Genomic DNA, 24,396 nt, shown 5'->3' with positions numbered 1-24,396 from the left:
CGCTCATGCGTTCTCCCCGTTGTCGCTGCTGCCTCGCCGGTAGCGGCGCAGCCTCTTGTATGCCAGCAAGTTCCCCTCCTCGTCGATCTCCACCTGGTAGAGCGCGAGGATGTCGCCGGTGGAGGGGATCCGGCGGTCCTCGACGACCTCCACGCTGACGATCCAGCCGTCCTCGGCCGGGGTGACCGCGGTCACCCCCTCGGTCTCCTTGGTCGTGAGGTCGGCGATGAGACGCAGCGCCGCCTCGCCGGCCGTGCCGGCGCTCAGCGCGCCCGCGGCCCGCCGCTCATCCGTTTCGGGCATCGGTCACCTCCCTGTAGCTCTGCGGAGCACGAGGGTGACGGCCTCGTCGTGCTCCTCCTCCGAGATCCGTCCGGCCTCCAGGGCCGCGTCGATCTCCTCCAACTGCCGCCGGATCGCGACGGGGCTCTTCGTCTGCTGCTCCGCCTGGTCCTGGATGATCTCGCCCAGCTTGACCACGAACCGCACCGGCGCGATCGGCAGGAGGAGCAGCTCGACGAACAGGTTCACGCCTCACTCCTCGGCCGCCTGCGCGACGACGAAGTCGTACGGCGCGAGCGGCCCGAGCAGCCGGATGTTCACCCGGCCGGCCCAGCTCTCGGCGAAGTCGCCGAGCTGCCGCTCCAGGGTCTCCTGCTCGTCGGCGCGCATGAGCAGGGCGAGGTTGACCGCGTCCTGCTCGTGCGACGGCTCCCTGATGACCGCCTGGGCGTAGCAGCCGTCCAGGGCGTCGAGCATCGTACGCGTGTCCAGGTCGCGTTTGGCCTCGACGCTCGCCGCGATGATCTCGCCGAGCCTGATGCGCTCGTTCCTGGTGGCGTCCTCGGAGGTGCCGCGGATGGCCTCGCGCAGGCTCGCGGCCTCCGGGTTCTCGGCGAGGATCTCGCCCATGAGGGCCTCCTCGACGTAGCGGCCCTTGACGATGTACTCGGCGCAGCCCTCCAGCTCGTCGAGCGCGGCGAGGAAGTCGTCGTGGTGCGGCGCGAGCAGCTCCTCCGTGACGGCCTCCTCGTTCGTCAGCACCGAGCCGAAGCGGAACGGCAGCACCGCGGCCGTGCGGGAGACGGCGTCGAGCAGCCGCTCGTGGGCGAGGAAGTCGCCGGGCCTGCCGAGCGGCCGGTCGACGTCGACCTCGCTGACGAGGGCGCCGATGTCGCCGTGGCGGACGAGGCGCACCTCGCCGGCCGGGTCGCCGAGTCCCTGCTCGTCCGGCGGCACCTTCGTGCCCGCGGGCACAATGCCGTAGACGTAGACGCCGAGGGTGACCTCGGCGTCCTGCTCGGGCGCGCCCCGCGCCTTGGCCGGTCGTCCCATCTCCTACCTGTCCTCTCGCTCGACGCGGGTCTCCTGCTGCTTGGCCGCCTGTCCGGCGTGGTCGAGCAGCAGGTCGCGTACGGTCTCGTAGACCTCGTCGAAGGTCTCCTCGCAGGGCAGCGCCACACCCTTCAGCCCGAGGTCGGCCACGGCGGCCGCGAAGCCGTCGCGGGTGCGGGTGGCGAAGCCGGTGCCCCGGTCGTAGACCACCGAGGGCGCGCCGAGCAGCGCGATCTCCTGGTGGCCGCGCTCGGCCAGGTGCTCGGCGCAGCGCGCCCCGGCCGCGTGGAAGTCGAGGTCCACGCAGGTCAGCCCGGCCGGGCGGGCGGGGAAGCCGATGAGCACGCTCGGCTCGGCCAGCTCGCGCAGCAGCGGGACGCGGCGGTCGTCCAGCTCGACGTCCATGAGGACCAGCGCGTCCACCAGCGCGCTCGCCGCCACCCTGCGGATGCCGGCCGTGCCCTCGTCGGCGGTCAGCAGCAGCACGTCGTGGTCGAAGCGGCGGGCGGCGGTGACGACCGCGCTGGCGAAGCGCATCAGCACCGGCACGTGCATGCCGGCCCGCAGCGGCAGCACCAGGGCGATCACGTTGGACCGTTTGCTGGCCAGCGCGCGGGCGCCGGCGTTGGGGTGGTAGCCGAGCGCGCTGATGCTGTCGAGCACGCGCCGCCGGGTGTCGGCCGAGATCGTGCGCTTGCCGCTGAGCACGTACGACACCGTGCTCACCGCCACGCCCGCGTGCTTGGCGACCTCGGAGATGGTGACGGTGCGCCGGCTCAAGCCCCGGCTCCGAAGTCGAGCCGGACCAGCCGCACGCCGTCGTTCTCGAACACGACATAAAGATCGTGCACTCCGTCGGCGGGCGCAAGGGAGGAGGTGATGGCCTGGTGGTCGTACCGGTCTGTCCTCGGGACGGGGAAGGTCGCCAGCTCCTGACCGTGGAGCGGGTCGCCGCGGCGCAGGGTGATCATGCCGCCCTCCGCGCCGCCGGCCGTGGCCACGCAGCTCCGCACGCCGGTCAGGTCCACCTGGCGGAACAGGATCCAGGCGCCCTCGGCGTCGGCGCGTACGGCGTCGCCGGCCTGCCGGGTCTCGGCCGTGAAGGTGATGGCGTCGTACTCGTCGTGGGCGGCGGCGCGCAGCGGGCCCCGCTGGGGCGGGACGACCTCGCCTTCCACCTCGAAGCGGGCGCTCAGCCGCAGGTCGGTGGCGCTGCGGCCGACCATGAGCTGGTGCGGGGCGTGCTCCACGACGAACCGGTCGCGGGTCACGTCCCAGAAGGACAGCTCGGCGACCGGCAGGGCGAGCGTGACGACGCGGCTCTCGCCGGGCTCCAGGCGTACCTTCTCGAAGCCGCGCAGCCGGCGCAGCGGCTGCTTGACGCGGGAGCGCTGCTGGTGGGTGTAGAACTGCACGACCTCGACGCCGGGCCGGTCGCCGGTGTTGGTCACCGTGGCCCGCGCCGTGACCGTGCCGTCCTCGACCGACACCCGAAGGTCTGCGTAGTCGAAGGTGGTGTAGCTGAGGCCGTGGCCGAAGGGGTGCAGCGGGGTGCCGCGGAAGTACAGGTAGGTGGCGTCGGAGGCGATGATGTCGTAGTCGAGCAGGTCGGGCAGCTCCTGCTCGGAGCGGTACCAGGTCTGGGTGAGGCGGCCCTCGGGGTCGGCGTCGCCGAACAGCACCTCGGCCAGGGCGTGGCCGTACTCCTGGCCGCCGTGCGCCGACCACAGCACGGCCGGCACCTCGTCGTCGGTCCAGGTGAGCGGGTAGCCGCTGGTGATGACCATGACGGTGCGCGGGTTGGCCTTGCGCACGGCGGTGAGCACGGCGTTCTGGGCGGGGGCGAGGGCGAGGGTCAGGCGGTCCTCGGTCTCGCGGCCGTTCACCAGCGGATGGTCGCCGACCACGACGACCGCCACGTCGGCCGCGGCGGCGAGCGCCGCGGCCTGCTCGACGCCGCTGCGCACCACGTCCATGGCCAGCCAGACGGCCTGGTCTGCGTCGTCCACCAGGCGCAGCACGCCGTCGTGCGCGGCGCCGACGTAGCAGCCGGACGAGATGTGGCGCAGGGCGAGCGTGCCGCGCGGGCGCTCCTCCATGCGGAACGTCTCGCGCACCTCCCACCCGTTCGGGCCCGGCTGGTCGTTGACCAGGGTGCCGTCGTTCACCGAGACGTAGCGGCCGGTCGTGACCGAGCGCAGCGCGTACGCCCCGCCGCCCCAGTCGAACAGGTCGAACGCGCCCGCCTCGGCCGCTCCGGCGCTGAGCGGCCCTCCGGCGGGATCGGCGCTGACCGGGCCGGCCTCGGCCGTGAACGTCACCCGGTCCACGGCCTCGCAGAAGACCGTCTCGCCGCGCTCGGCCAGCCCGGCGCGGGCGGTGACGGAGTAGGGCAGGGTGCCGCTGTACCAGTCCTCCATGAGCGTGTCGCCGAGCTGGCCGATGACCGCGATCCGGGGGCGGCCGGAGAGCGGCAGCAGGCCGTCGTTGCGCAGCAGCACGATCGAGCGGCGGGCCGCCTCCCTGGCCAGCGCCTGGTGCTCGGGGCAGTTGACCACGCCGTCGGTGATCTCGTCGTACGGCCTCGCCGGGTCGAACTCGCCGAGCCTGAACCTGATCGACAGCACGTGCCGCACCGCCGTGTCCACGTCGGACTCGGCCAGCAGCCCCTGGTCGAGGGCGGCGCGCAGGTGGGCGAGGGTGGTCTCGGGGCGGTCGTCGTCCTGGGTGAAGCTGTCCAGCCCGGCCTTGACGGCGTGCGCGTACGCCTCGGCGGGCGTGTCGTGGTAGCCCTGGATGCCGGTGAGGTTGCCGGGGGCGTACGCGTCGCTGACGACCAGCAGCTCGTCCGGCGCCCAGGCGCGCAGGAGCTCGTTGATGAGCGGGCTGAGGTGCGCGGGCCGGCCGTTGACCAGGTTGTAGGAGGGCATGACGGCCACGGCCGCGCCCTGCTCGACGGCCGGGCGGAAGGCGGGCAGCTCGTACTCGTGCAGCACGCGCGGCGGCAGGCCGCTGGAGGTGGTGCAGCGGTCGGTCTCGTTGTTGTAGGCGAGGAAGTGCTTGAGGGTGGGGGCGGTCCTCAGCCTTTCGGGAGCGCTCCCACGAAGACCGTGCGCGTACGCCGCCCCCATGACGCCGGTCAGCCAGGGGTCCTCCGAGTAGCCTTCCTCGTTCCTGCCCCAGCGCGGGTCGCGCAGCGGGTTGACCACGGGGGCCCACACGTTGAGCCCGGCTCCGGCCGGGTCCTTGTGGTGGAAGGCCACGACCTCCTCGCCGGTGGCCTCGCCGACCCGGCGGACGAGGTCGAGGTCCCAGGTCGAGGCCAGGCCGACGGCCTGCGGGAACACCGTGGCCGGGCCCAGCCACGCCAGCCCGTGCAGCGCCTCGGTGCCGGTGCGGAACGGGCCGAGCCCCAGCCGCTCGACCGGTGCCTGGTACTGGTGGAGCAGGCCGACCTTCTCCGCGAGCGTGAGCCTGCGCACCAGGTCGTCGATCCGGTCGGTCAGGGGGGCCGACGGGTCTCGGAAGGGGGGTTCGTGCATGGTCATCCCTCGAAAGAGTGTCGAAGCGCTTCGACGACCGGCCTGGGGAAGTTACGCGGACATTTCGGTGGGTTGACTGAAGGGTGCACTTCCGCGTGACCAAGGTCAAGGGATTCGCGACAATCCTCCGGGCAATCTTCCCGAGTCGACGGAGTCGAGCACCCGTGCCGCGCCCCCCAGCGCGGCGGCGTCCTGGCCGAGCGTCGAGGCCACGACCCGGCAGCCGCCCGCGTCGGGGGCGAGCACCCGGTGGCCCAGCTCGGCGTGCACGGCGGGCAGCAGCCAGGGCGCGAGCGGGACGTAGTAGCCGCCGAGCACGACCACCTCGGGGTCGAGCAGGTTGGCCAGGATGGACACGCCCCGGCCGAGGCTCCGCCCGGCCGCCGACAGCGTGGCGAGCGTGCCGGCGTCGCCCGCGCGGGCCAGCCGGACGACCTCCTCGATCTCGATCTGGATCTCGGCGGGGTGGATCTCGGCGGGCGCGGGCGCCCCGCGCAGCACGGACCCGATGCCGGCCATCACCTCCAGGCAGCCGCGCCGCCCGCAGTGGCACGGCGGGCCGTCGGGGTCGAGCTGGACGTGGCCGATCTCGCCGCTGTAGCCGAGGCCGCCCCTGCGCAGCCGGCCGTCGAGGATGATGCCCGCGCCGACGCCGATCTCGCCGGTCAGGTAGACGAGGTCGGCCGCGCCGGCGTGCGCGCCGAAGCGCTGCTCGGCCAGGGCGGCGAGGTTGGCGTCGTTGTCCACCTGGATCGGGAAGCCGGGGTCGCGCAGCGCCTTGGCGAGGTCGCCGCCGAGGTCGGCGTCACGCCAGCCGAGGTTGGGCGCCAGGCGTACGGTGCCCTGCACGTCGACCAGCCCCGGCACCGCCACGGCGAGGCCGAGCACCTGGCGCTCCTCCCTGGCCATGCGGTTGATCACCCGCCGGACGATCGCGCCGACGCTCGCCACCCCCTGGCTGACCGAGTCGCCGGCCGAGAACGAGCGCCGCCAGGTGAGCAGCCGCTCCCCCGCGAGGTCGGTGGCCACGGCCGAGACGTGGTCGACGTTGATCTCCACCCCGATGGCGGCGTAGGGGGAGCCGTCGAGGACGAGCATGGTGGCGGGGCGGCCGACGCGGTTCTCGGTGAGGCCGGTCTCGCGGACCAGGCGGCGGTCGATGAGGTCGGCCACCAGGCTGGACACGGTCGCCTTGTTGAGCCCGGTGGTGGCCGCGATGTCGGCCCGCGAACAGGGCGCGTGCTCGCGGACGAACCGCAGCACGACCGCGAGGTTGGTGGCCCGTACGTCGGCGAAGTCGGCCGGCTGCGGGCCGGTCGTAGAAGTGATCAATATCAGCCCCGTTCCCGCCATGAGATGACCCAAGCATGCCGCATCGTGGGCCTCCTTCACCAACCTGTGACCGCTCCGGTCCCTTGTGGCCGCGCCATCAGTCTACTAATTTGTTTGGTCGGAATACCAACTAACTTTCAGGCTGATTTTCCTCGGGCCCCTCCCGCCCGTCGAAGGGACGAGCCATGCCATCAACCCCCACGACCCGCCGCGGCTTCCTCGGCCTCGTCGGCGCGAGCATCCTGGTCGCCGGCTGCGCCGAGAAGCAGTCGGCGTCCAAGGGCACCGCCGTCGCGGCCGACAAGCTGAAGAGCCTGGTGCCGACGCGGGTCCCCTTCGAGATCCCTGGGCTCAAGCCCGACCTGCCCGGCAGCGAGTTCGTCGCGCCCGGCTTCCTGACCCGCCCCGCCACCATGGCGCAGGCCGTCACCACCAAGCCGCTCACCAGCGGCAAGGAGGTGACCGCCATGACGCCGCTCTGGGGCACCGTGCCGCCCGGCCTCGGCGACAACTCCTACTACGACATCGTCAACGAGCGGCTCGGCGGCCCCGTCCGCTTCAACATCTCCGACGGCAACACCTACGGGCAGAAGCTCAGCACGCTGCTGGCCAGCGGCGACGTGCCCGAGATGGTGTGCGTGCCGCAGTGGGAGCTCGTCAAGATCGCGCACTTCACCGAGGCCGCCAACAAGCTCTTCGCCGACCTGTCGCCCTACCTCGCCGGGGACAAGGCCAAGGAGTTCCCGCTCCTCGCCAACTACGACACCGCCGCCTGGCAGTACAGCGTCTTCGGCGGCGTGCTCCAGGGCATCCCGTGGCAGAACGACCCGTTCCCGTTCGCCACCTTCGTCCGCCAGGACATCCTCAAGGAGCTGGGCCTGGAGCACCCGAAGAGCGGCGACGACCTGCTCGCCCTCGGCAAGGCCGTCACCGACCCGAAGAAGAAGCGCTGGGCCTTCGGCGGCGGCATGGAGCAGGAGATGCAGCGGGCCTTCGGCGCGCCCCGCGAGTGGCGCAAGAAGGCCGACGGCACCCTGGAGTACAAGTACGAGACCCCCGAATGGGCCGCCGCCATCGAGTTCATGACCAAGCTCTTCGCGGCCGGTCACGTGCACCCCGACATCGTGGCCAACAAGGACGCCGACAACAAGGGCATCTTCGGCAGCGGACAGATGGTGATCTACCGCGACGGCCTCGGCTCCTGGCACGAGAACCTGGGCCGGTTCCAGGCCGACAACCCCAAGTTCGACCAGCAGATCGTCGCCCCCTACCCGGCCCAGGCCGGCGGCCGGACCATCGTGTGGCGCAACGAGCCCGCCAGCATGTTCGCCTTCATCAAGAAGGGCCTCGGCGACGCCCGGACCCGCGAGCTCATCGCGCTCGCCAACTGGACCTCCGCGCCGTTCGGCACCCAGGAGTACGAGCTGGTCTTCAACGGCGTCGAGGGCAAGCACTACACGGTCGACAACGGCAAGATCAAGCAGACCGCGCTCGGCCGCAAGGAGGTCGCGCCCACGTACATGTTCCTGTCCGGCCGGCCGAGCGCCAACGAGAAGAGCCAGTACGAGGGCCTGGTCCAGGCGCTCTACGACTGGGAGACGCAGGCCGCCACGCTGCTGGAGAACGACCCCTTCGTGGGCATCCGGGTCGAGACGCCGTCCAAGATGGCGGGCCTCGTCACCCCCACCGAGGACAAGATGCAGGAGATCTTCCGCGGCAAGCGCCCGATCTCGGAGTGGCCGAAGATCGTCAAGGAGTGGCAGGACCAGGGCGGCAACGAGGCGCGCGAGTTCTACATGAAGGTCGCGCGCGAGAACGGGCGGCTGTGAGGGGCCCGGCGTGGGCGTGATGACCGAACGGCCGATCAGGCTGGACAGCCCCCCGGCGCGGGACGAGCACAAGCTCACCTGGCGGGCCAAGCTGCGGCGCGACCGGTCGCTGCTGCTCATGAACCTGCCGATGCTGCTGCTGGTGCTCGCCTTCTGGTGGGTGCCGGCGCTCGGCAACATCATCGCCTTCCAGGACTACAACCCGTACACGGGGGGCATCCTGGAGAGCCCCGTCATCGGCTTCACCAACTTCGCGCTGCTCTTCCAGGACCCCCAGTTCCTGCGCGCGATGCTCAACACGCTGTCGATCACCGCCTTCCAGCTCGTCTTCTACTTCCCCGTGCCGATCATGCTGGCGCTGCTGCTGCACAGCATCGTCTCGGCCCGGCTGCGGGCGTTCGTGCAGGGCGTGGTCTACATGCCGTACTTCTTCTCCTGGGTGCTGGTCGTGGCCATCTTCCAGCAGATGTTCGGCGGGGCCGGGCTGCTCGCCCAGCTCCTGCGCGAACGCGGCCACGAGGGCGTGGACTGGATGACGAACTCCGACACGTTCATCCTGCTCATCACCACCCAGACCATCTGGAAGGACGCCGGCTGGGGAGCGATCATCTTCCTGGCCGCGCTCAGCACCATCGACCCCAACCTGTACGAGGCCGCCGCCGTGGACGGGGCCCGCCGCTGGCGGCGCCTGTGGCACATCACGCTGCCAGGGCTGCGCCCCGTGATCGTGCTGCTGCTCATCCTGCGGCTCGGGGACGCGCTCAACGTCGGCTTCGAGCAGTTCATGCTGCAGCGCAGCGCGGTCGGCAGCGGGGCGTCGGAGGTGTTCGACACGTTCGTGTACTGGTCGGGGCTGCGTACCGGGGACCTGGGGTACGGGGCGGCGGCCGGCCTGTTCAAGGGGCTGGTCGGGCTGCTGCTGATCCTGGCGGCGAACCGGGTGGCGCACGCGCTCGGCGAACGAGGGGTGTACTCGCGATCATGACCACTCTGACGTCCCGGCCGCGGCGGCCCGCCCGGCTGGCTCCCTGGGAGGAGCGGCCCTCCCCCGCCGGGCAGCTCGGCAAGGGCGCGATCATCACGCTGATCGTGCTCGCCGTGCTCGGGCCGCTCTACACGATCGTCCTGACCAGCCTCAGCCCGGCCGCCACCGTCAACCGGGCGGGCGGGCTGGTGCTGGTGCCGGACGGCATCACCGTCGAGGCGTACCGGCAGATCTTCTCCGACACCGTGGTCAGCAGGGCCGTGCTGGTGAGCACGGGGGTGACCCTCGCAGGGACGCTGATCAGCACCGGGGTGAGCGTGCTGGGGGCGTACTCGCTGTCGCGCCCCGGCTCCTTCCTGCACCGGCCGCTGCTGTTCAGCATCCTGCTGATGTTCGTCTTCTTCCCCGGGATCATCCCCGTCTACCTGATGGTGAGCGGGCTCGGGCTGAAGGACAGCTACTGGTCGCTGATCCTGCCGACGGCCGTGTCGGCGTTCAACGTGGTGGTGCTGCGCTCGTTCTTCATGAACATCCCCGGCGAGGTGCTGGACAGCGCCCGCATCGACGGGGCCGGCGAGTGGCGCATCCTGTGGCGGATCGTGCTGCCGATGTCGAAGGCGGTGACGGCCGTCGTCGCCATGTTCTACGCCGTCGGCTACTGGAACGCCTGGTTCAACGCGATGCTCTACATCGACGACACCCGCAGGTGGCCGCTCGCGCTGATCCTGCGCCAGTACGTCGTCGACTCCAACCCGCTGCCGGCGGCGACGGCCGGGGTCACCGGGGACGCCCCGCCGACCCTGGCCATCAAGATGGCGATCGTGGTGATCGCGGTGCTGCCCGCCCTGATCATCTACCCGTTCGTCCAGCGGCACTTCACCAAGGGCGTCATCGTCGGGGCCGTGAAGGGATGACGCCCGTGGTGGTGCCTGGCGGCCGTCCCCGCCCGTCGAGCCTCCGCCCGCGCCGGGCGGAATCGGCGGCGCGGTCCACGACTGGTTAGTGCCACCAGTCGCTGGCCGGGGGGTCGATCATGGGCAGCGAGTCCTTGGGCAGGCCGGCGGGGGCGGTGACGGAGACGGTGACGGCGTCGGAGGCGATCCGCTCGACGTCCTCCACGAGCCACTCGTCCTTGACATGCGCGGGATCGACGGCGTAGCCGCCGCCGGTGCCGTCCGGGTTGTCCCACATCACCACGTACCCGACCTTCATCCCGGCGGCCTTCAGGTCGGCGCTGACCCGCGCGACCGGCTTGCCCCTGGGTCTGTACCCCTTGATCACGCCCGCGCCCGGAGCGACGTCGATCTGCACCGGGGTGGCATAGAGCTCGCCGGGGGCCGCCGGACGGCCGATCCCGACGACGAGCCGCCCCGTCACACCGACCGGGATGGACACCTTGCCGCACCAGACCGAGCGGCAGCCGTCCTCCCTGGTGCTGATCATGATGCCGCCGCCCTTGGGATACGTGCCCTCCACGAGCGCCGGGCCGATCAGCTTGCCGACGTCCTCCGGCGCGACCGGGGCCTTGCGCACGTCGACGTCCAGGCCGATCGCCCGGAACGCCTCGGCGAACTTGCCCACGTCGGCCGCGGGGTCGTTGATCTCCACCTCGATGATCTCGCCGCCGGTCCTGCCGTCGTCGCCGGCTCTGAGCGAGACGGCGGCGTTGGCGTACTCCGTGGCGGGGCCGCCGAACGGCGTCCAGACGACGAGCGCGGCGGCCAGCCCGGCCGCCACCAACCCGAGCCCGAGACCGCGCCGCACGGCCACGCGCCCGCGCCCGCGCCCGCGCCCGCTCCGGACGGGCTCACGCTCGGTCTCCATGATGGACTCCATCAGCGCCCGCGCCCCCGCGCCGGACGCCTGCCCCGCGGGCTCGCCATCCAGGTCCTCGTCCCGTACGCGGGCGAGATCGGCGATGTTCACAGCGTGCTCCCTCCGGGGGATGTTCACAGCCGGCTCCCTTCGAACGCGACGGCGCGCGAGTGCTGGACGCCTGCCTCGGCCAGTCTCCGGGCGAACCTCCTGCGCGCGCGATAAAGCCTGACTCGTACGACATTTGCTGATATCCCGAGCACCTTGGCGATCTCGGAAGGGCTCAGCCGCTCCCACGCGACCAGCGCCAGCAACTCCCTGTCGTCATCAGGCAGCGACCTGAACACCTGCCCGAGCTGGGAGAAATCCTCGCCCGGCAGCTCGGCGGCGAACGGCGAGGCGGCGAGCTGCGCCCGCAGCGCGGCGGTGCGTTGCTCGTGGCGGCGCTCGCCGCGCCGCTGGTTCGCCAGGACCTTCCTGGCCACGCCGAAGAGCCACAACCTGGCCTCGTCTTCTTGCGGAACCTCCTCGATACGACGCCAGGCGACCATGAACGTCTCGGCCACGACGTCCGCGGCGTCGTCCGGGTCGGGACAGCGGCGCAACGCGTACCCGAGCAGAGGGCGGTACGAGGAGGCGTAGAGCTCCTCCAAGCGCCTCTCGGGATCTGCTCCCACTTGGGCTCCTCACTTGGGGCGTTTGACACTCAACCCCATGTCCGGCAATTCCGGAGCATTACCGAACGGAAGGAGATTTCCCGATATGGGCGTTGATCGCGTCGTCCCGTCCCGAGGAACGGCGTCAGCGCCCGCCGTAGTGATCTCCGGTCGACAGGCGGTAGGCGGCGTACGCGGTGACGCCGTACGCCAGGTGCGGCACGACGTCCGAGATCCAGTCGGCGGCCGACCACGAGCGCGGATCGGTGGTGCCGAGCATCGTCAACGGGGCGTTGGAGCCCACCATGGCCAGCGCCGTGAGCGCCAGCACCCCGACCGGCCACGACGGCCGCCACCGCGCGGCCGCGAGCCCGTAACAGAGCGCCGCCCCGGCCCCGGTCGCGTAGCCGAGCAGCGAGCCCAACGCCTCCTTGCGATTGCCCGCCCGCTCCCCCTCCCCGAGGTCCACGTCGGCCAGGCCCGCCATCTTCTCCACGGCCTGCTGGGGCGTGCTGCTGGCCGGGCGGGCGCGAATCGCCATGTCGAGGTAGGTGACGACGTTGAGCGCGCTGGTCCCGGCGGCTCCGGCGATCAGACCTCTCACGAGCGTGTGCATGCCCGCCCGCTACCCGGGGGTCCCCGCGTTACGCCGTGCTATTGCTATGACAGGAGAAGCGGCTGACATGGGAGAACACACGTCCTCGGGCGCCGAGGGCGACTGTGAAGTTCTGAAGCTCAGTCGTGAAGACACCCGCATGAGGTCAGTCAAGCGGCTTACGCTGTCGACGTGGTCCGGTCTGTGGTGTTCGACATCGGCGAGACGCTGGTCAGCGACGATCGGTATTGGGGGTCATGGGCTGACTGGCTCGGGGTGTCCCGCCACACGATGTCGGCGCTCGTCGGCGCGGTGACGGCGCTCGGCTTGGACAACGCCGAAGCGCTCCGTATGATCCGCCCCGGCATCGACCTCCAGGCGGCGTACAGGGATCGCGAGAACGCCGGCCGAGGTGAGTATCTGGACGACACCGACTTGTACCCCGACGTGCGGGATGGGCTTCAGGCCCTGCAGGACATGGGCCTACGCGTCTGCATCGCCGGGAACCAGACAGCCAAGGTCGGCGAACTGCTGCGCGGCCTGCGCCTTCCCGCCGACGCCATCGCCACCTCGGCGGAATGGGGTGTCGCCAAGCCGGATATCTCCTTCTTCAACCGCGTCGTCAAGCTCGCCGGCGTGGCCCCCGGGGAAACGCTCTACGTCGGCGATCATCCTGTGAACGATGTCATTCCAGCCAAGGCGGCGGGCCTCGTCACCTGCCTCATCCGACGGGGACCGTGGGGGCTTCTCTGGGGCGACGACCCGGCCGTACCTGCCGATCTGCGCATCAGCGGGCTCGCAGACCTTCCCGCTCTCCTGCGGAACTGACCGGACGGAGCCCTCATGCCCTCGGCGAGGAAAACCAGCGCGGGCGCGGGAGATCGCATCGCGGCGATCCGCAGCACGCGCCGCATGACGCAGAGCGATCTCGCGCGGGCAGCGAACGTCTCCCTCAGCATGATCCGAAAGCTGGAACAGGGAAGCCGGAACCCGGGCGACACCGTTCTCGATGCCATCGCCGCGGCCCTTGGTGTCGATCCGTCGCGGCTTCTGCACGGCACCAACCGCACAGACAGTCGGGTCCACAGCGCGATCCCCCTCCTGCGCCGGGCGATCACCACCTGCGACTTCCCCGACGAGGGCCTAGTGCGCCCGCTGCCTGAGCTGCAAGTCGCCGCACGCGAAGCGGTCCAGTGGCGCCTGGAATCCCAGTACGTCCGACTGTCTTACGTGCTTCCTGAGCTGATCACGGAGCTCGTTCGAGGATTTCGGACGGCATCTGCTCTCGCACCTCTGTTGGTCACCTCGTACCGCGCGGCCGACGCAGTCGCCTACAAGTACGGCTATCTGGACCTGTCGGCCCGGCTGATCGACCTGATGCGCCAAACCTCCATGCTCGTGGATGACCCGCTGCTCGCGGCGTCAGTGGCTTACGTACGGACCGAAGTCTTCTTCGCCACGCACACCTACGGGGCGGGACTACGGGCCCTCGAATGCGAAATCGACCGCCTTCGCACGCGTACGGAAACGAGTCTCCAGTACATGGGCGTACTGGGGTCGCTGCACATGCGCGCTGCCGTCGTCGCAGCCCGCGCCGGTCAGGTGGAAGACGCCTTGAGCCATCAGGTCGAGGCTCAGCGGCTCGGCGGCATCGTCCCCGAGGGCATCTATTACGGGACGGCCTTCGGGCCGGACTCGGTGCGCATCCATGAGGTCTCGTTCGCCGTCAGTCTCGGCGATGGCCATCTGCGGCCTGCTCTCGACATCGGGGACACCTGGGCGCCACCGTCCAGCATGCCCGCCGAACGCCGGAGTGGCTTCTTCATCGAGTTGGCGCGTGCCCGACTTTGGGCCGGCATGAGAGACGCCGCCTTCGACGCGTTGAGAAGCGCACGCCGGATCGCGCCGCAACACACGCGTGAGCACCGCTGGGTACGCGAGGACGTCGGGACGCTCCTGCGCCTCCACCGCGCCAGCAGTGACGAACTGTGCGCCTTCGCCGATTGGCTTGGCTTGTCCTGACAGCTCGCGCGTAACACACGGTGTGTCATTTCACGTTTACTCCGCGCATCAGGATTGGGGTCGTCCAAGCCGGTGACGCAGGCAGGAGCCTCACAACCACTGCCTGCTGAAGCGGACCCGCCACCGATGCCTTACATCGCCGACGGGTCCCTGATCATGATGGTGGTCCTGACCCATGACACACGAGAGGGACGCAGCCGCCGATCGTCCGGTGTTCGCCGGATGGCGGATCATGCGCAGTGACGCAGGACGATTCTGGGCGACGCGTGAGCGGCCCTTCTCCCGGGCCGTCGAGGACGCGGGCGCGCACCGTACGGTCGACGCCGACGACCTGGTGAAGCTGTGCCAGGCCATCGCGGAGCAGGAGAGCATCGCTGAGCGGACTCGCCCATCCCTATGGATGGCCCGGTGACCGCGTCCGCCGGCGTTCTCGCTCGACCTGATGCCATCGCGGAGGAGGATTGTCCGGGCATTTCGCCGCATCCGGCCGCGCCACGCTCGGAGCGTACGGCGCTGCGATGGATCGGGCAGGGCCTCGCGCCCGGCCGGGTCGTCGCGTACACCTGCTCCTGCCGGATGACCTCCTACGAACTGGTCGCCTGCGGCGGCGTCTACCAGATCCGCCGCCGCACCCTTCCTCGCCGGGGCGTGCCGCCCGTGTCCTGGACGGCCGATCGGTGGCGCCGCGGGGAAGCGCTCGAATGGTGGCGCCGCCTGCTCGCCGGCCAGGCCCGATGAGCCGCCCCGCCAGCCAGGGTGTCGACCCCGGCCTCCGTCAAGGAGGCGCTGGACTGGCTGGCCGAGCGCTACCAGGCCGCCGCGCCGTACTTCCTGCGCGCCGAGGACGAGGCGCCACGAAGGGCATCTCGGCCCATAAGGCGGCAAGTTCCTGGTCCAGCGCATCTGATGGCCGGCATCCGGGCGAGAGGGCTTCCGAACGGAGCAGGGCCCTTCTGGGGTCACCCCTCAGGCGAGGGCGCAGGGGGCGTGGCTCGTGCGTCAGCCACCGCAGATCTCTATGACCACGATGTTGTTTTGCGTCAGTTCCTGCGCAGCCTGCCGCCAGTCCGAGTCTGCGCAATTGACGATCACAGATTTTCGCTCGTCCGCTATGACTGTCGCCACGAACTTGTGGTCGGATGGATCAAAGGCTCGTAAGCCGTCAGGCATCTCCTCGTAGGAGCCGTTGCCGTCAGGGGTTATGTGGACCTTCTGGACACGGCGCGGGTCTGCCTGCCGGCGGTGCAGATGAAGAAAGAAGTGGTCGCCGAGCCCGGGCTGACCCTTGAATGAGCAATATCTCTCGTACTCTTCGAAGATCTGCCCAGAGCCGTCGAGAACGACGATCGCGCTGCTCTCGGCGTGCTCCAGGAACTCGATCGCCGAGTTCGCGCAGCCGGGGCTCATGTGATCGGCCTTGCCATTGGCGACGATCAGCACGTTGGTGTCGATGACGACACGAGACGGGCGATTCAACCGGTTTTCTCGTCATTCGCTCGGTTACGGGCTGCGCGGTTCATGGCGGCGGCTTCCTCGAAAGGGTTGCCGAAGAAATCATCCGGCCAGTTCGTGATGTTACCGAAGGGATCGAGGTCGAGCCGGTCGATCGTGGATGCGGCGCCATCCGTCTGGCAGAAGTAGAGCAGGCAGTCCTCAGGCTCGAGTCTTATCCCTCTGCCGACGTCCCTTTCGGCGATCCGGCGTTGCAGGCGCGTGAGAAAGTGCTCGGAGTGACTTTCGACGACAACTTGGATATTGCGGACCTTCGCCGCCTCGATGATCACGTCGGCGAGCCTGCTCTGCACCGCTGGATGCAAATGAATTTCCGGCTGTTCGAGAAGGACCGTGGACCCTTCCGGCGCATAGGCCAGAAGAACCAATACCGGAAGTACCTGGCTGACGCCGAAGCCTACATCCGTGAGGAGAACAGGCGTGCTGCCGGCCGAGCGTGTGACCTGGACACGATAGATAGTCCCTCTGTCGTCAACCGATTCCACCGTGAATGAATGGATCAGCCCGAGCTCTTTGAGCCATGAGGCCACATGTTCTTCCACAGTGATCAGTCTCGTACGGCGTGGACCGTCTTCTTGCTCGATGTATCCACGCACGTTGGTCTTCCCGTCGGCCTGTGAGGCGATCAACGCCTCGACCGCGAGTTCACCTCTTCGGCCCACATCGCCGGGTCGGCCCCCCGACCAGATGTACTGGCGCGCGGGGTCCTGCCGCAAGGGGCCGAGGTAGTAGATCCGGCTACAGAGGTTCTCGAATTGAAGCTCCAGATCGGACAGGAAGGCGGCATTCTGATAATATGCCCGCACCTGGTCGGGAAAACTATAGAACTTTCCGGGAGAGGGCAGCAGCCACGGCCTTTCCGGGACGTGCTTGAACGGGTAATCATTGGATTCCAGCGCGTACTCGTCCTTGCCGCTTCCGCTGCGCGTCAGCGAGAAGCGCAGGTCACCGAGTCCGTACTCGACACGTTGGACGACCGGGAAGTTTCGTATCTCGCGAACCCAGGTGGACAGACTGAGGTCGTCACTTGCCGCGATGGCGCTTCGCTCCTCGGTCTCCGTGCTCCGGATCTGAAAAGGCTCGTCCTCACGCCACCCGATATCGATTCCGACAGCCCGCTCGGAGTCGTGGCGGAACGTGATGTCATTGAATGTTCCCAGGCTCACCAGCGATGCCGGGCCGCCCATGTCAAAGACGCGGCCCCGGTCCGCCGACTCTACCGTCTGCTTGAGCAGCAGCATGCTCTGCAGAAAGGTTGTCTTCCCGGAGGAATTACTTCCGAAGAAGGCAGTGATAGGGCCGAACTGAATCTTTCCGCTATCCGCCCAAGCCTTGAAGTTCTGCAGCCTGAGATATGTGATCATCGACCTTCGTCTCTCCAGCGGCCCACGCCGAGCGCCATAGCATTCCCAGCAGGCACTTTAGTGGTCATGAGCCGGGCAAGTCACCGATCTCGTCAACATGAGAGGTGTTCAAAGCCTCGTGTTCGAGACGCTGAGGGCCCACCCTGTGACCATAAGGCGGCGGATTTTTGGCCCAGCGCTCCGGCGGGCCGGGCATCCGGGAGAGCGGGAGAGGGCTGGAAGCCCTCTCGCCCGGGGATCGAGGCGGAGCCTCGATCCCCGAGGAGGGGCGCCCGAGCGGAGCGAGGACCTTTTCGGGGTCGCTCGTCAGGCAGGGGTGCAGGTGAGGGTGGGGGTGGTGGCCGTGCCGGAGCCGTTGAAGCCGAACGATGTCGAGGCGTTCGCCGCCAGGTTGCCGTTGTAGCCGACGTTCGTCACGGTCACGTTCGTGCCCGACTGGGTGACGGTGCCGTTCCACAGGGAGGTGATGGTCTGGCTGCCGGGCCAGGACCAGGTGACCTTCCAGCCGCTGATCGACGAGGAGCCGGTGTTCTGGACGGTGACTTCGGCGCCGAAGCCGCCCGGCCAGTTGTTGCCCGGCTTGTACGTGGCCGTGCAACCGGTGCCGGTCGTCGGGGTCACGGTCGGGGTGGCCGTCCCCGTCGGGGTGACGGTCGCGGTCGGGGTCACGGTCGCGGTCGGGGTGACGGTGACCGGGGGGCCGGTGCGGTCGCCGTAGATGATGCCGCGGCCGTTCGTGCCCAGGTAGACCCGGCCGTACACGCGCGGGTCGCCCGTCAGCGCCTCGCCCATGTTGCCCCACTGGTGCTTGTCGTCGTTGATGCGCAGCCAGCTCGACCCGCCGTTGTCGGAGCGGTAGAGGCCGGTGACGTTGTCGATCGTGGCGACCGTGTAGATCGCCTGGTACGTCGCCCCGGGCGCCGCCTTGCCGAAGCCGACGTTCACCGACTTGGTGATGCCGCTGACCTTGGTGAAGGACGTGCCGCTGTTGGTGGAGTGCCAGAGGCCGCCGTCGCCGGCGACCCACAGGTCGCCCTCGATGCCGGGCACGGCCTTGAACTTGCCCGTGGCAGGCAGGCCGGTCGCGGCGGTGGCGGTGAACGTGGCGCCGCCGTTCGTGCTGAGGTAGAGGCGGCCGCCGCTCAGGCCGTAGAACTTGCTCGCGTTGACCCGGTCGGACTCGACCACGGCGTCCGTCGGCAGGCCGGAGGCCGTCTGCCAGGAGTTGCCGTAGCCGACCGAGTAGACGGGCGTGACGCCCTTGGGCGCCCACACGAAGCGGGAGCCGTCGGCCGCGGCGGCCACCGTGCCGCCCTCGTTGACGCCGCCCGGCTCGGTGCCCTGGAACCAGTTCGCGCCGCCGTCCGTGGAGAAGGCGACGTGGCTGTCGTTGGGGCGGTCGGCGTCGGTGAAGTTGCCGGCCCTGACCATCACGGACGGGTTCTTCTCGGCGTAGTCGAGGCTGGTGGTCGAGGTGAACAGCGGCTGGGTGAACATCATCGGCGGTACGGCGTCCAGGTTGGTGTGGCGGAAGCCGGCGATGTCGCCGAGGCCGCTGATCAGGGGCGCGCCGCTGGGCGGGCTGATCAGGTCGAGCACGGCGGTCTCCTCAAGCCCCTTGGCCATGGGCCGGATGGTGAACTGGCCGCCCGCGTCCCACTGGGTGAGGTTCTCGGTGCCGTAGACGGTGGCGCCGGTGCCGTACATCATCCGGTTGGAGTCGAACGGGTCGATCTCCAGCGACTCGGTCATCCAGCCGAGCTTGGGCGTGACCTCGGGCGGCTGCGGGTTGGTGCCGAAGGTCAGCCAGGGGTTCTCGGTGATGTTCATGGTGTAGCGGAAGCTGCGGTTCGGGTACGACGTCCAGTCCCAGACCCGGGTCCAGGTGGCGCCGGAGTCGGTGGAGCGGAAGAAGATGACGTCCGGCCACCAGGAGATCTGGGTGGCGACCATCAGCGTGCCGGGCTTCTGCCGGTCGATGGTGAGGCCGCTGTAGCCGAAGTAGTCGTCGCTGGAGGAGGACGGGACGGGGCTGATCTGCGTCCACGTCCCGGTCGCGGTGGCGTAGCGCCACACGTCGCCCTTGGCCCCGTCGTACGGGCCGCCGGTGTCGCTGGTCGCGATGTAGAGGTAGCCGTTGACCGTGTCGAGCACGCCCTTGTGGGCGATGTACCCGGTGGGCTGGCCGGCGAGGCGCGACCAGGTGGCGCCGCCGTCCGTGGTGCGGTAGACGGTGTTCTCCTTGTCGGCGACGCCCACGTAGATGGTCTTGGTGGCGGTGCCGGCGCTGGAGGAGCGCTTGTCGTAGGTCACCCAGACGACGCCGGGGCGGTGGCTGAGGTAGCCGTTGGCGTCATTGGGGTCCTGGGCGTAGTTGCCGGCGTTGGGGAAGCTGGCGACCTTGGCCCAGGTGGCGCCGTAGTCGGTGCTGCGCCAGAGGCCGTTGCCGTTGGGCGTGCCGAAGTAGAGCACGCGGTTGTCGTTGGGATCGACGGACAGCGCCTCGCCCATGCCGCGTCCCGGCATGTTGCCGCCGAGCTTGAACGGCAGCGCCGTGACCTGCCAGGTGTCGCCCTTGTCGGTGGAGCGCAGGATGGCGCCGTTGTTGGGGTCCCAGCTGTTGGTGTACATGCCGACGGCGGCGTACACGCGGTTGGTCTGTATGGGGTCGGTGGCGAGGCTGATCACGCCGTTGTAGCCCCATTTGTCCCAGCCGACCCAGTCGAGCAGCGGGGTCCAGGACTTGGTGGACTGGTTCCAGCGGTACGCGCCGCCGATGTCCGTGCGGGCGTAGATGAGGTTGCGTTCCGTCGGGTTGAAGACGATCCCGGGGACGAACCCGCCGCCGTCGATGCGCACGTTCTTGTACGCGTACGGATCCGAGGCGACCGCCGAGACCGGCGTCATCCTGACGACGGCCACCACCAGCAGGACGGCGAACGTCGCCAGGCAGGCCAATAACCTTTTTCGCATGCGCGGCTCTTCCTTTCCGGGCACGCCGGAGGGCGGCCCCAAGGCATCGGATGACCGCCATGCACGAGCAGAGTGCGAGACCCTGACCGTCTCCGCGCCTTCCGCGCATGAGCTTCCCCAGAAGGCTCACACATCGCGGCGTCGGAGGTCAATAGTTTGGACGTACAACGAATTAAAGGAGCAACTGACGTGCTGGAGTTCGAGGACACCTTCGACGGCGACCGCCTGGACGAGACGAAGTGGGTCCCCTACTACCTGCCCCAATGGAGCGGCCGGGAGGCGGCGCGGGCCCGCCACCGGCTGGACGGCGGGCTGCTGCGGCTGCGTGTCGAGCAGGACCAGCCCGCGTGGCACCCGGAGGCCGAGGGCGAGCTGCGGGTGTCCTCGCTCCAGACGGGCGTGTTCTCCGGGCCGGTCGGCAGCGCCGTCGGCCAGCACGGGCGCGGCGGCCTGACGGTCCGCGAGGAGCAGGCCGCGCGGCGGCTCTACACGCCGCAGTACGCCCGGATCGAGATGCGTGCCAAGGCCCTCGACGACCCGGACTCGATGGTCGCGCTCTGGATGATCGGCTACGAGGACGCGCCGGAGCGCTCGGCCGAGATCTGCGTCGCCGAGATCTTCGGCAAGGACGTCGGCCCGGACCGCTCAAAGGTCGGCATGGGCGTGCACCCCTTCGGCGACCCGTCCATCACCGACGACTTCACCGTGGAGGCGCTGCCGATCGACGCCCGCGAGTTCCACGTCTACGCCGCCGAATGGACCCCTGAGCAGGTGTCGTTCGAGGTGGACGGGCGGCACGTGCGGACGGTGCGGCAGTCGCCCGCCTACCCGATGCAGCTCATGCTCGGCGTCTATGAGTTCCGTCCTGGCTCCGGCACGTACCCGAAGGAGTTCACCGTGGACTACGTGCGAGGCTACGCGCGCGGACCTCGATAGCCGCCCAGAGCGCGATCGCGATGTAGAGGACCTGCTCGGGGACGCGCTGCCACAGCGGGGTGGCGGGCTCGCCGCCGAGGGTGACGTCGTTCAGCGCGGCGTACACGTTCGCCGGCAGCATGGCGGCGAACAGCAGCGCCAGGCAGATCCCCGCGGCCCGCCGGGTGCGCTCCAGCACGAGCCCGGCCGCCCCGGCCAGCTCCAGCACGCCGGTCAGGTAGACCACGAAGGCGGGGAACGGCACGAACGGCGGCACCATCGCCACCATGTCGGCGTGGTTCGGCATGAACGTCACGCTCGCCGGGACGAAGTGCGCACTGGCCGTCATGACCAGCATGACGGCCAGCCCGTGGGCGGCGCTGACCCGCCAGGTGGCGAACCGGGTCACGCCCAGCGCGCCCAGCGACCGGAACGCCAGGGTGGCGACCAGCAGGACGATTACCGTCATCACGACTCCCTCATTGGATAGCAGCACTATCTATACACTAGATAACTCTACTATCCAAGAGGAGGGTTCCGTGGCGGCCACGACCATGCTCATGGCCGCCACGGAACGTCTCATCGGGCCGGGCTCATCGGACCGGGCTCATCGGGCCGCGCTCATCGGGCCAGGGCGAAGTCCTTCAGCCGCAGATCGCCCTTGAACACCAGGTACAGCGCGCCCGAGCCGGCCTTCACCGTCGCGCTCACCGACCCGTACTGGTAGATCCCGCCCGTGGCGGGCACCGGGACGGTGGCGAGCAGCGGGCCGGTCGGCGAGCCGGAGCGCATCTCGAACGAGCCGCCGCCCGCCGACGCCACCGCCGCCGTCAGCCGCGAGCCCCACGACGCCTTGGTGAACGACACCCAGTCGCCCGCCGAGCCCTCGACGACCTCGCCGGCGACCTTGCTCTCGTCGGCGAAGACGACGCCGGAGTAGTCGTCGAAGTCCATCGCCCGGGTGGTCCGCGTCAGGTCGCGGACCGGGACGCTCTCGCCCGACACGCGCAGCCTCGTGGTCTGCCTGATCCGGTCGGAGGCCGAGCCGACGAGCACGTCATGCGTGGCGGTCTCGACGACCCACTTGCCGCGCGTGTGGTCCCACACCGCGAGGTCGGACTTCTTCAGCGGGAAGGTGAGCGTGCGGCTCTCGCCGGGGTTGAGCGTGACCCGCTGGAAGCCGCGCAACTGCTTGACCGGCTGGACGAAACGGGACTCGCGCTGGTGCGTGTAGAGCTGCACGACCTCGTCGCCGCGGACCCGGCCGGTGTTGGTGACCTTGACGCTCACCTGCTCGCCCTGGACCCTGAGCGCCTGGTAGCCGAAGCTGGTGTAGCTCAGCCCGTGCCCGAAGGCGTAGAGCGGCTTGTCCTTCCCGTACAGGTAGGTCATGCCGGTCTTGGTCAGGTCGTAGTCGAACCTGCTCGGCAGGTCGTCGCTGGCCGGCCAGGTCTGGGTGAGCCGGCCCGCCGGGTTGACGTCGCCGAAGAGCACGTCGGCGACCGCGTGCCCGGTCTCCGCGCCCGCGTGCGTGGTCCACAGCAGCGTCGGGGCGTCCACGATGACCGGGTAGCTGGTCTCCAGCACCACGACGGTCCTCTTGTTGGCCTTGCGCACGGCCTCGATGAGCCGCCGCTGCCCCTCGCCGAGCTGCAGGTTCGGCCGGTCGTGGAACTCGCGGCCGGACACGAACGGGTGGCTGCCCACGACCACGACCGCGACCTCCGCCTTGGCGGCCTGCGCGGCGGCCTCGGCGATGCCGTCGGAGACGACCTCCTTGCCGAACTTCGCGGCCTCGGCCTTCGGGGCCAGGGCCAGGGCGCCGTCCGCGGTGACGGTCACGTACGGGTCGGACAGCCCGAACCAGCCCTCGACCGTCTCATAACCGGCGTACCGGATGAGGTAGCTGCCGTCGGACTGCCGCTCCAGGGCGAACTGCTGCTGCACGTACCAGCCGTCGGGCTCGGCGTCGTCGGTGTCGAGCGAGCGCCAGTCGCCGCCGAGCAGCTTGCCGTTGCCCGCGTTGCGCAGCGTGGAGACGCCGCCGGTCCAGTCGGTGAGGTCCCACTGGGAGGCGGCCGTGGGCGCGGTGTCGAGCAGCGCGGCGTTGTCGTCGGGGCCGGTGCCGGTGGCGGTGACGTACTTGCCGGAGGCCAGGTGCTTGAGCGCGACGCGCTCCAGCCCCTGCCCGGTGCTCACGTCGCTCACCCGCTCCTTGATCCCGGCGAGCGGCGTCACCTGGTACGGGAACTGCCCCGAGTACCAGTCCCGGTGCAGCCGGTCGGCCAGCGGCCCGACCACGGCCGCCGACTTCGGCTTCGCCAGCGGCAGCGTCCCGGAATTGCGCAGCAGCACGGCGGCCTTGGCCGCGGTCTCCCTGTTGAGCTTCTGGTTCGCCGGAGTGTTGATCACCGCCGGCGTGATCTTCTTGTACGGCCCGCCGTCCGGGTCGAAGTGCCCGAGCCTCGTCCTGATCGACAGCACGTGCCGCACCGCGTCGTTGACGTCGGACTCGGCGATCAGGCCCTGGTCCAGCGCCGACTTGAGATGCGTGATCATCGGGCCGCTGTTGCTGTCGTCGATGGTGTAGCTGTCGAGCCCCGACTTCAGCACGGCGGCGAACGCCTCGGGCTTGTTGTCGTAGTAGTGCTCCAGGTCGGTGAGCGCGTGCGGCCCCCAGGCGTCGCTGACGTTGTAGAGGGTCTTGCCGGTCCACGAGCGGACCACGGCGTCGAGGTCCGGGTTGACGTGGTTCGGGCGGCCGTTGACCAGGTTGTAGGAGGCCATGACGCCGGTCGCCGCGTCCGCCGAGATCGCCGTCTTGAACGCCTGCTCGTAGTACTCGTGCTTGAGCTTGGGCGTCAGGTTGGAGGAGGTGATCCCGCGGTCGGTCTCGTTGTTGTAGGCGAGGTAGTGCTTCAGCACCGGCGCGGTCTTCAGGTAGAAGGGGTCGTCGCCCTGGAGGCCCTTGCCGTACGCGGTCGAGATCGCCCCCGTCAGGTACGGATCCTCCGAGTAGCCCTCCTCGTTGCGCCCCGCCCGCGGATCGCGCAGCAGGTCCACCACGGGAGCCCACACCTGGGTGCCCCACACCACCGGGTCGGCGGCGTTGTAGCCGCGCGCCTCGTCGCCGACGGCCGAGCCGACCTTCTTGATGAGGGCCGGGTCCCAGGTGCTGGCCAGGCCCACGGCCTGCGGGAACACCGTGCCGCTCGCGAACTTCTGCCGCCAGCCGTCGTTCAGGTCGTTGGACCAGGCCACGCCGTGCAGGGCCTCGGTGCCGTTCTTGTGGTAGGCGATGCCGAGGCGCGGGATCGCGGCCTGCGACTGGTGCAGCAGGCCCAGCTTCTCGTCCAGCGTGAGCCGGCCGAGCAGGTCGTCCACCCGCTGCTCCAGGGGCAGGCGCGGGTTCTGGAACGGGAAGTCCGCCACTGTACCGCCCGCCTGGGCGGCCGGCGCCGCGAGCAGCGAGGCCGCCAGGGTCAGGGTGGCTAATAAGGGGACACGTGAACGCATGGGCA

21 protein-coding genes and 1 pseudogene are annotated in these 24,396 nt (G+C 69.6%); 8 read left to right on the top strand and 14 right to left on the bottom strand.

Going from position 1 to position 24,396, the window contains the following annotated elements; translation table 11 throughout:
* Positions 1 to 3: 3 nt before the first annotated feature.
* The 6 genes and pseudogenes from ACBR40_RS27960 to ACBR40_RS27935 all read right to left on the bottom strand — a co-directional run bounded on the left by ACBR40_RS27960 (position 4) and on the right by ACBR40_RS27935 (position 6,209).
* A complete protein-coding gene (locus ACBR40_RS27960; RefSeq protein WP_344217030.1) occupies positions 4 to 303 on the bottom strand; it encodes a gas vesicle protein in 300 nt (99 codons plus the stop codon).
* A gap of 3 nt (positions 304 to 306) precedes the next feature.
* Positions 307 to 531, bottom strand: a complete 225-nt coding sequence (locus ACBR40_RS27955) for a gas vesicle protein GvpG (protein ID WP_344217028.1) — start codon at positions 529 to 531, stop codon at positions 307 to 309.
* Positions 532 to 534: 3 nt separating this feature from the next.
* Positions 535 to 1,335 carry a GvpL/GvpF family gas vesicle protein gene (locus ACBR40_RS27950; protein WP_344217026.1) on the bottom strand — a complete coding sequence of 267 codons (801 nt, stop codon included), beginning with the start codon at positions 1,333 to 1,335 and terminating at the stop codon, positions 535 to 537.
* 51 nt (positions 1,336 to 1,386) lie between these two features.
* Positions 1,387 to 2,115: pseudogene (locus ACBR40_RS27945) on the bottom strand (LacI family DNA-binding transcriptional regulator); the annotation flags it as partial.
* Complete coding sequence (locus ACBR40_RS27940; protein WP_371250690.1) at positions 2,112 to 4,883, bottom strand: glycoside hydrolase family 3 C-terminal domain-containing protein; 2,772 nt, start codon at positions 4,881 to 4,883, stop codon at positions 2,112 to 2,114. The gene ACBR40_RS27940 and the pseudogene ACBR40_RS27945, both read right to left, overlap by 4 nt.
* 99 nt (positions 4,884 to 4,982) lie before the next feature.
* Entirely contained in the window at positions 4,983 to 6,209 is a 1,227-nt protein-coding gene (locus ACBR40_RS27935) for an ROK family transcriptional regulator (RefSeq protein ID WP_344217020.1), read from the bottom strand.
* Positions 6,210 to 6,394: 185 nt separating this feature from the next.
* On the opposite strand from ACBR40_RS27935, the gene ACBR40_RS27930 reads away from it, so the two are divergent.
* The 3 genes from ACBR40_RS27930 to ACBR40_RS27920 are packed head-to-tail and all read left to right on the top strand — an operon-like array spanning position 6,395 to position 9,937.
* Complete coding sequence (locus ACBR40_RS27930; protein WP_371250689.1) at positions 6,395 to 8,038, top strand: extracellular solute-binding protein; 1,644 nt, start codon at positions 6,395 to 6,397, stop codon at positions 8,036 to 8,038.
* Between the two features lie 10 nt (positions 8,039 to 8,048).
* Entirely contained in the window at positions 8,049 to 9,023 is a 975-nt protein-coding gene (locus ACBR40_RS27925) for an ABC transporter permease subunit (RefSeq protein ID WP_344217016.1), read from the top strand.
* A complete protein-coding gene (locus tag ACBR40_RS27920; RefSeq protein WP_371250688.1) occupies positions 9,020 to 9,937 on the top strand; it encodes a carbohydrate ABC transporter permease in 918 nt (305 codons plus the stop codon). Before ACBR40_RS27925 ends, ACBR40_RS27920 begins: the two co-directional genes overlap by 4 nt.
* Positions 9,938 to 10,022: 85 nt before the next feature.
* Here ACBR40_RS27920 and ACBR40_RS27915 read toward each other — a convergent pair whose 3' ends face one another.
* The 3 genes from ACBR40_RS27915 to ACBR40_RS27905 all read right to left on the bottom strand — a co-directional run bounded on the left by ACBR40_RS27915 (position 10,023) and on the right by ACBR40_RS27905 (position 12,110).
* Positions 10,023 to 10,949 (bottom strand): hypothetical protein, encoded by a 927-nt coding sequence (locus ACBR40_RS27915; protein ID WP_371250687.1) that lies wholly within the window; start codon positions 10,947 to 10,949, stop codon positions 10,023 to 10,025.
* Between the two features lie 23 nt (positions 10,950 to 10,972).
* Positions 10,973 to 11,515, bottom strand: coding sequence for an RNA polymerase sigma factor (locus ACBR40_RS27910; protein WP_371250686.1), 543 nt, complete (start codon positions 11,513 to 11,515; stop codon positions 10,973 to 10,975).
* 124 nt (positions 11,516 to 11,639) lie between these two features.
* Positions 11,640 to 12,110 carry a hypothetical protein gene (locus ACBR40_RS27905; RefSeq protein WP_371250685.1) on the bottom strand — a complete coding sequence of 157 codons (471 nt, stop codon included), beginning with the start codon at positions 12,108 to 12,110 and terminating at the stop codon, positions 11,640 to 11,642.
* 183 nt (positions 12,111 to 12,293) lie between these two features.
* On the opposite strand from ACBR40_RS27905, the gene ACBR40_RS27900 reads away from it, so the two are divergent.
* From ACBR40_RS27900 to ACBR40_RS27885, 4 genes are all read left to right on the top strand, one after another.
* Complete coding sequence (locus ACBR40_RS27900) at positions 12,294 to 12,917, top strand: HAD family hydrolase (protein WP_371250684.1); 624 nt, start codon at positions 12,294 to 12,296, stop codon at positions 12,915 to 12,917.
* Between the two features lie 15 nt (positions 12,918 to 12,932).
* On the top strand, positions 12,933 to 14,111 hold the full coding sequence (locus tag ACBR40_RS27895; RefSeq protein ID WP_371250683.1) for a helix-turn-helix domain-containing protein: 1,179 nt from the start codon (positions 12,933 to 12,935) through the stop codon (positions 14,109 to 14,111).
* Between the two features lie 175 nt (positions 14,112 to 14,286).
* Positions 14,287 to 14,523, top strand: a complete 237-nt coding sequence (locus tag ACBR40_RS27890) for a hypothetical protein (protein WP_344217002.1) — start codon at positions 14,287 to 14,289, stop codon at positions 14,521 to 14,523.
* Positions 14,520 to 14,849, top strand: coding sequence for a hypothetical protein (locus tag ACBR40_RS27885; protein WP_371250682.1), 330 nt, complete (start codon positions 14,520 to 14,522; stop codon positions 14,847 to 14,849). The genes ACBR40_RS27890 and ACBR40_RS27885 overlap by 4 nt, the downstream gene beginning before the upstream one ends.
* 261 nt (positions 14,850 to 15,110) lie before the next feature.
* Here the strand turns inward: ACBR40_RS27885 and ACBR40_RS27880 are convergent, their stop codons facing one another.
* From ACBR40_RS27880 to ACBR40_RS27870, 3 genes are all read right to left on the bottom strand, one after another.
* Complete coding sequence (locus ACBR40_RS27880) at positions 15,111 to 15,551, bottom strand: hypothetical protein (protein WP_371250681.1); 441 nt, start codon at positions 15,549 to 15,551, stop codon at positions 15,111 to 15,113.
* Between the two features lie 32 nt (positions 15,552 to 15,583).
* Positions 15,584 to 16,987 (bottom strand): DUF3696 domain-containing protein, encoded by a 1,404-nt coding sequence (locus tag ACBR40_RS27875; RefSeq protein ID WP_371250680.1) that lies wholly within the window; start codon positions 16,985 to 16,987, stop codon positions 15,584 to 15,586.
* 306 nt (positions 16,988 to 17,293) lie between these two features.
* A complete protein-coding gene (locus tag ACBR40_RS27870; RefSeq protein WP_371250679.1) occupies positions 17,294 to 19,960 on the bottom strand; it encodes a cellulose binding domain-containing protein in 2,667 nt (888 codons plus the stop codon).
* 189 nt (positions 19,961 to 20,149) lie between these two features.
* On the opposite strand from ACBR40_RS27870, the gene ACBR40_RS27865 reads away from it, so the two are divergent.
* Positions 20,150 to 20,896, top strand: coding sequence for a glycoside hydrolase family 16 protein (locus tag ACBR40_RS27865; protein ID WP_371250678.1), 747 nt, complete (start codon positions 20,150 to 20,152; stop codon positions 20,894 to 20,896).
* On the opposite strand, the gene ACBR40_RS27860 is transcribed toward ACBR40_RS27865, so the two are convergent.
* Positions 20,853 to 21,344: a hypothetical protein gene (locus ACBR40_RS27860; RefSeq protein ID WP_344216996.1), complete on the bottom strand. Its 492-nt coding sequence runs from the start codon at positions 21,342 to 21,344 to the stop codon at positions 20,853 to 20,855. The genes ACBR40_RS27865 and ACBR40_RS27860 overlap by 44 nt on opposite strands.
* Positions 21,345 to 21,496: 152 nt before the next feature.
* Positions 21,497 to 24,391 (bottom strand): glycoside hydrolase family 3 C-terminal domain-containing protein, encoded by a 2,895-nt coding sequence (locus ACBR40_RS27855; RefSeq protein ID WP_371250677.1) that lies wholly within the window; start codon positions 24,389 to 24,391, stop codon positions 21,497 to 21,499.
* Between the last annotated feature and the right edge of the window lie 5 nt (positions 24,392 to 24,396).

It is taken from the genome of Nonomuraea sp. AD125B, from assembly GCF_041402765.1.
Lineage (GTDB): Bacteria > Actinomycetota > Actinomycetes > Streptosporangiales > Streptosporangiaceae > Nonomuraea > Nonomuraea bangladeshensis.
Note: the sequence above shows the minus strand (reverse complement) of the source record. Positions and strands in the feature narration are given on the sequence as shown.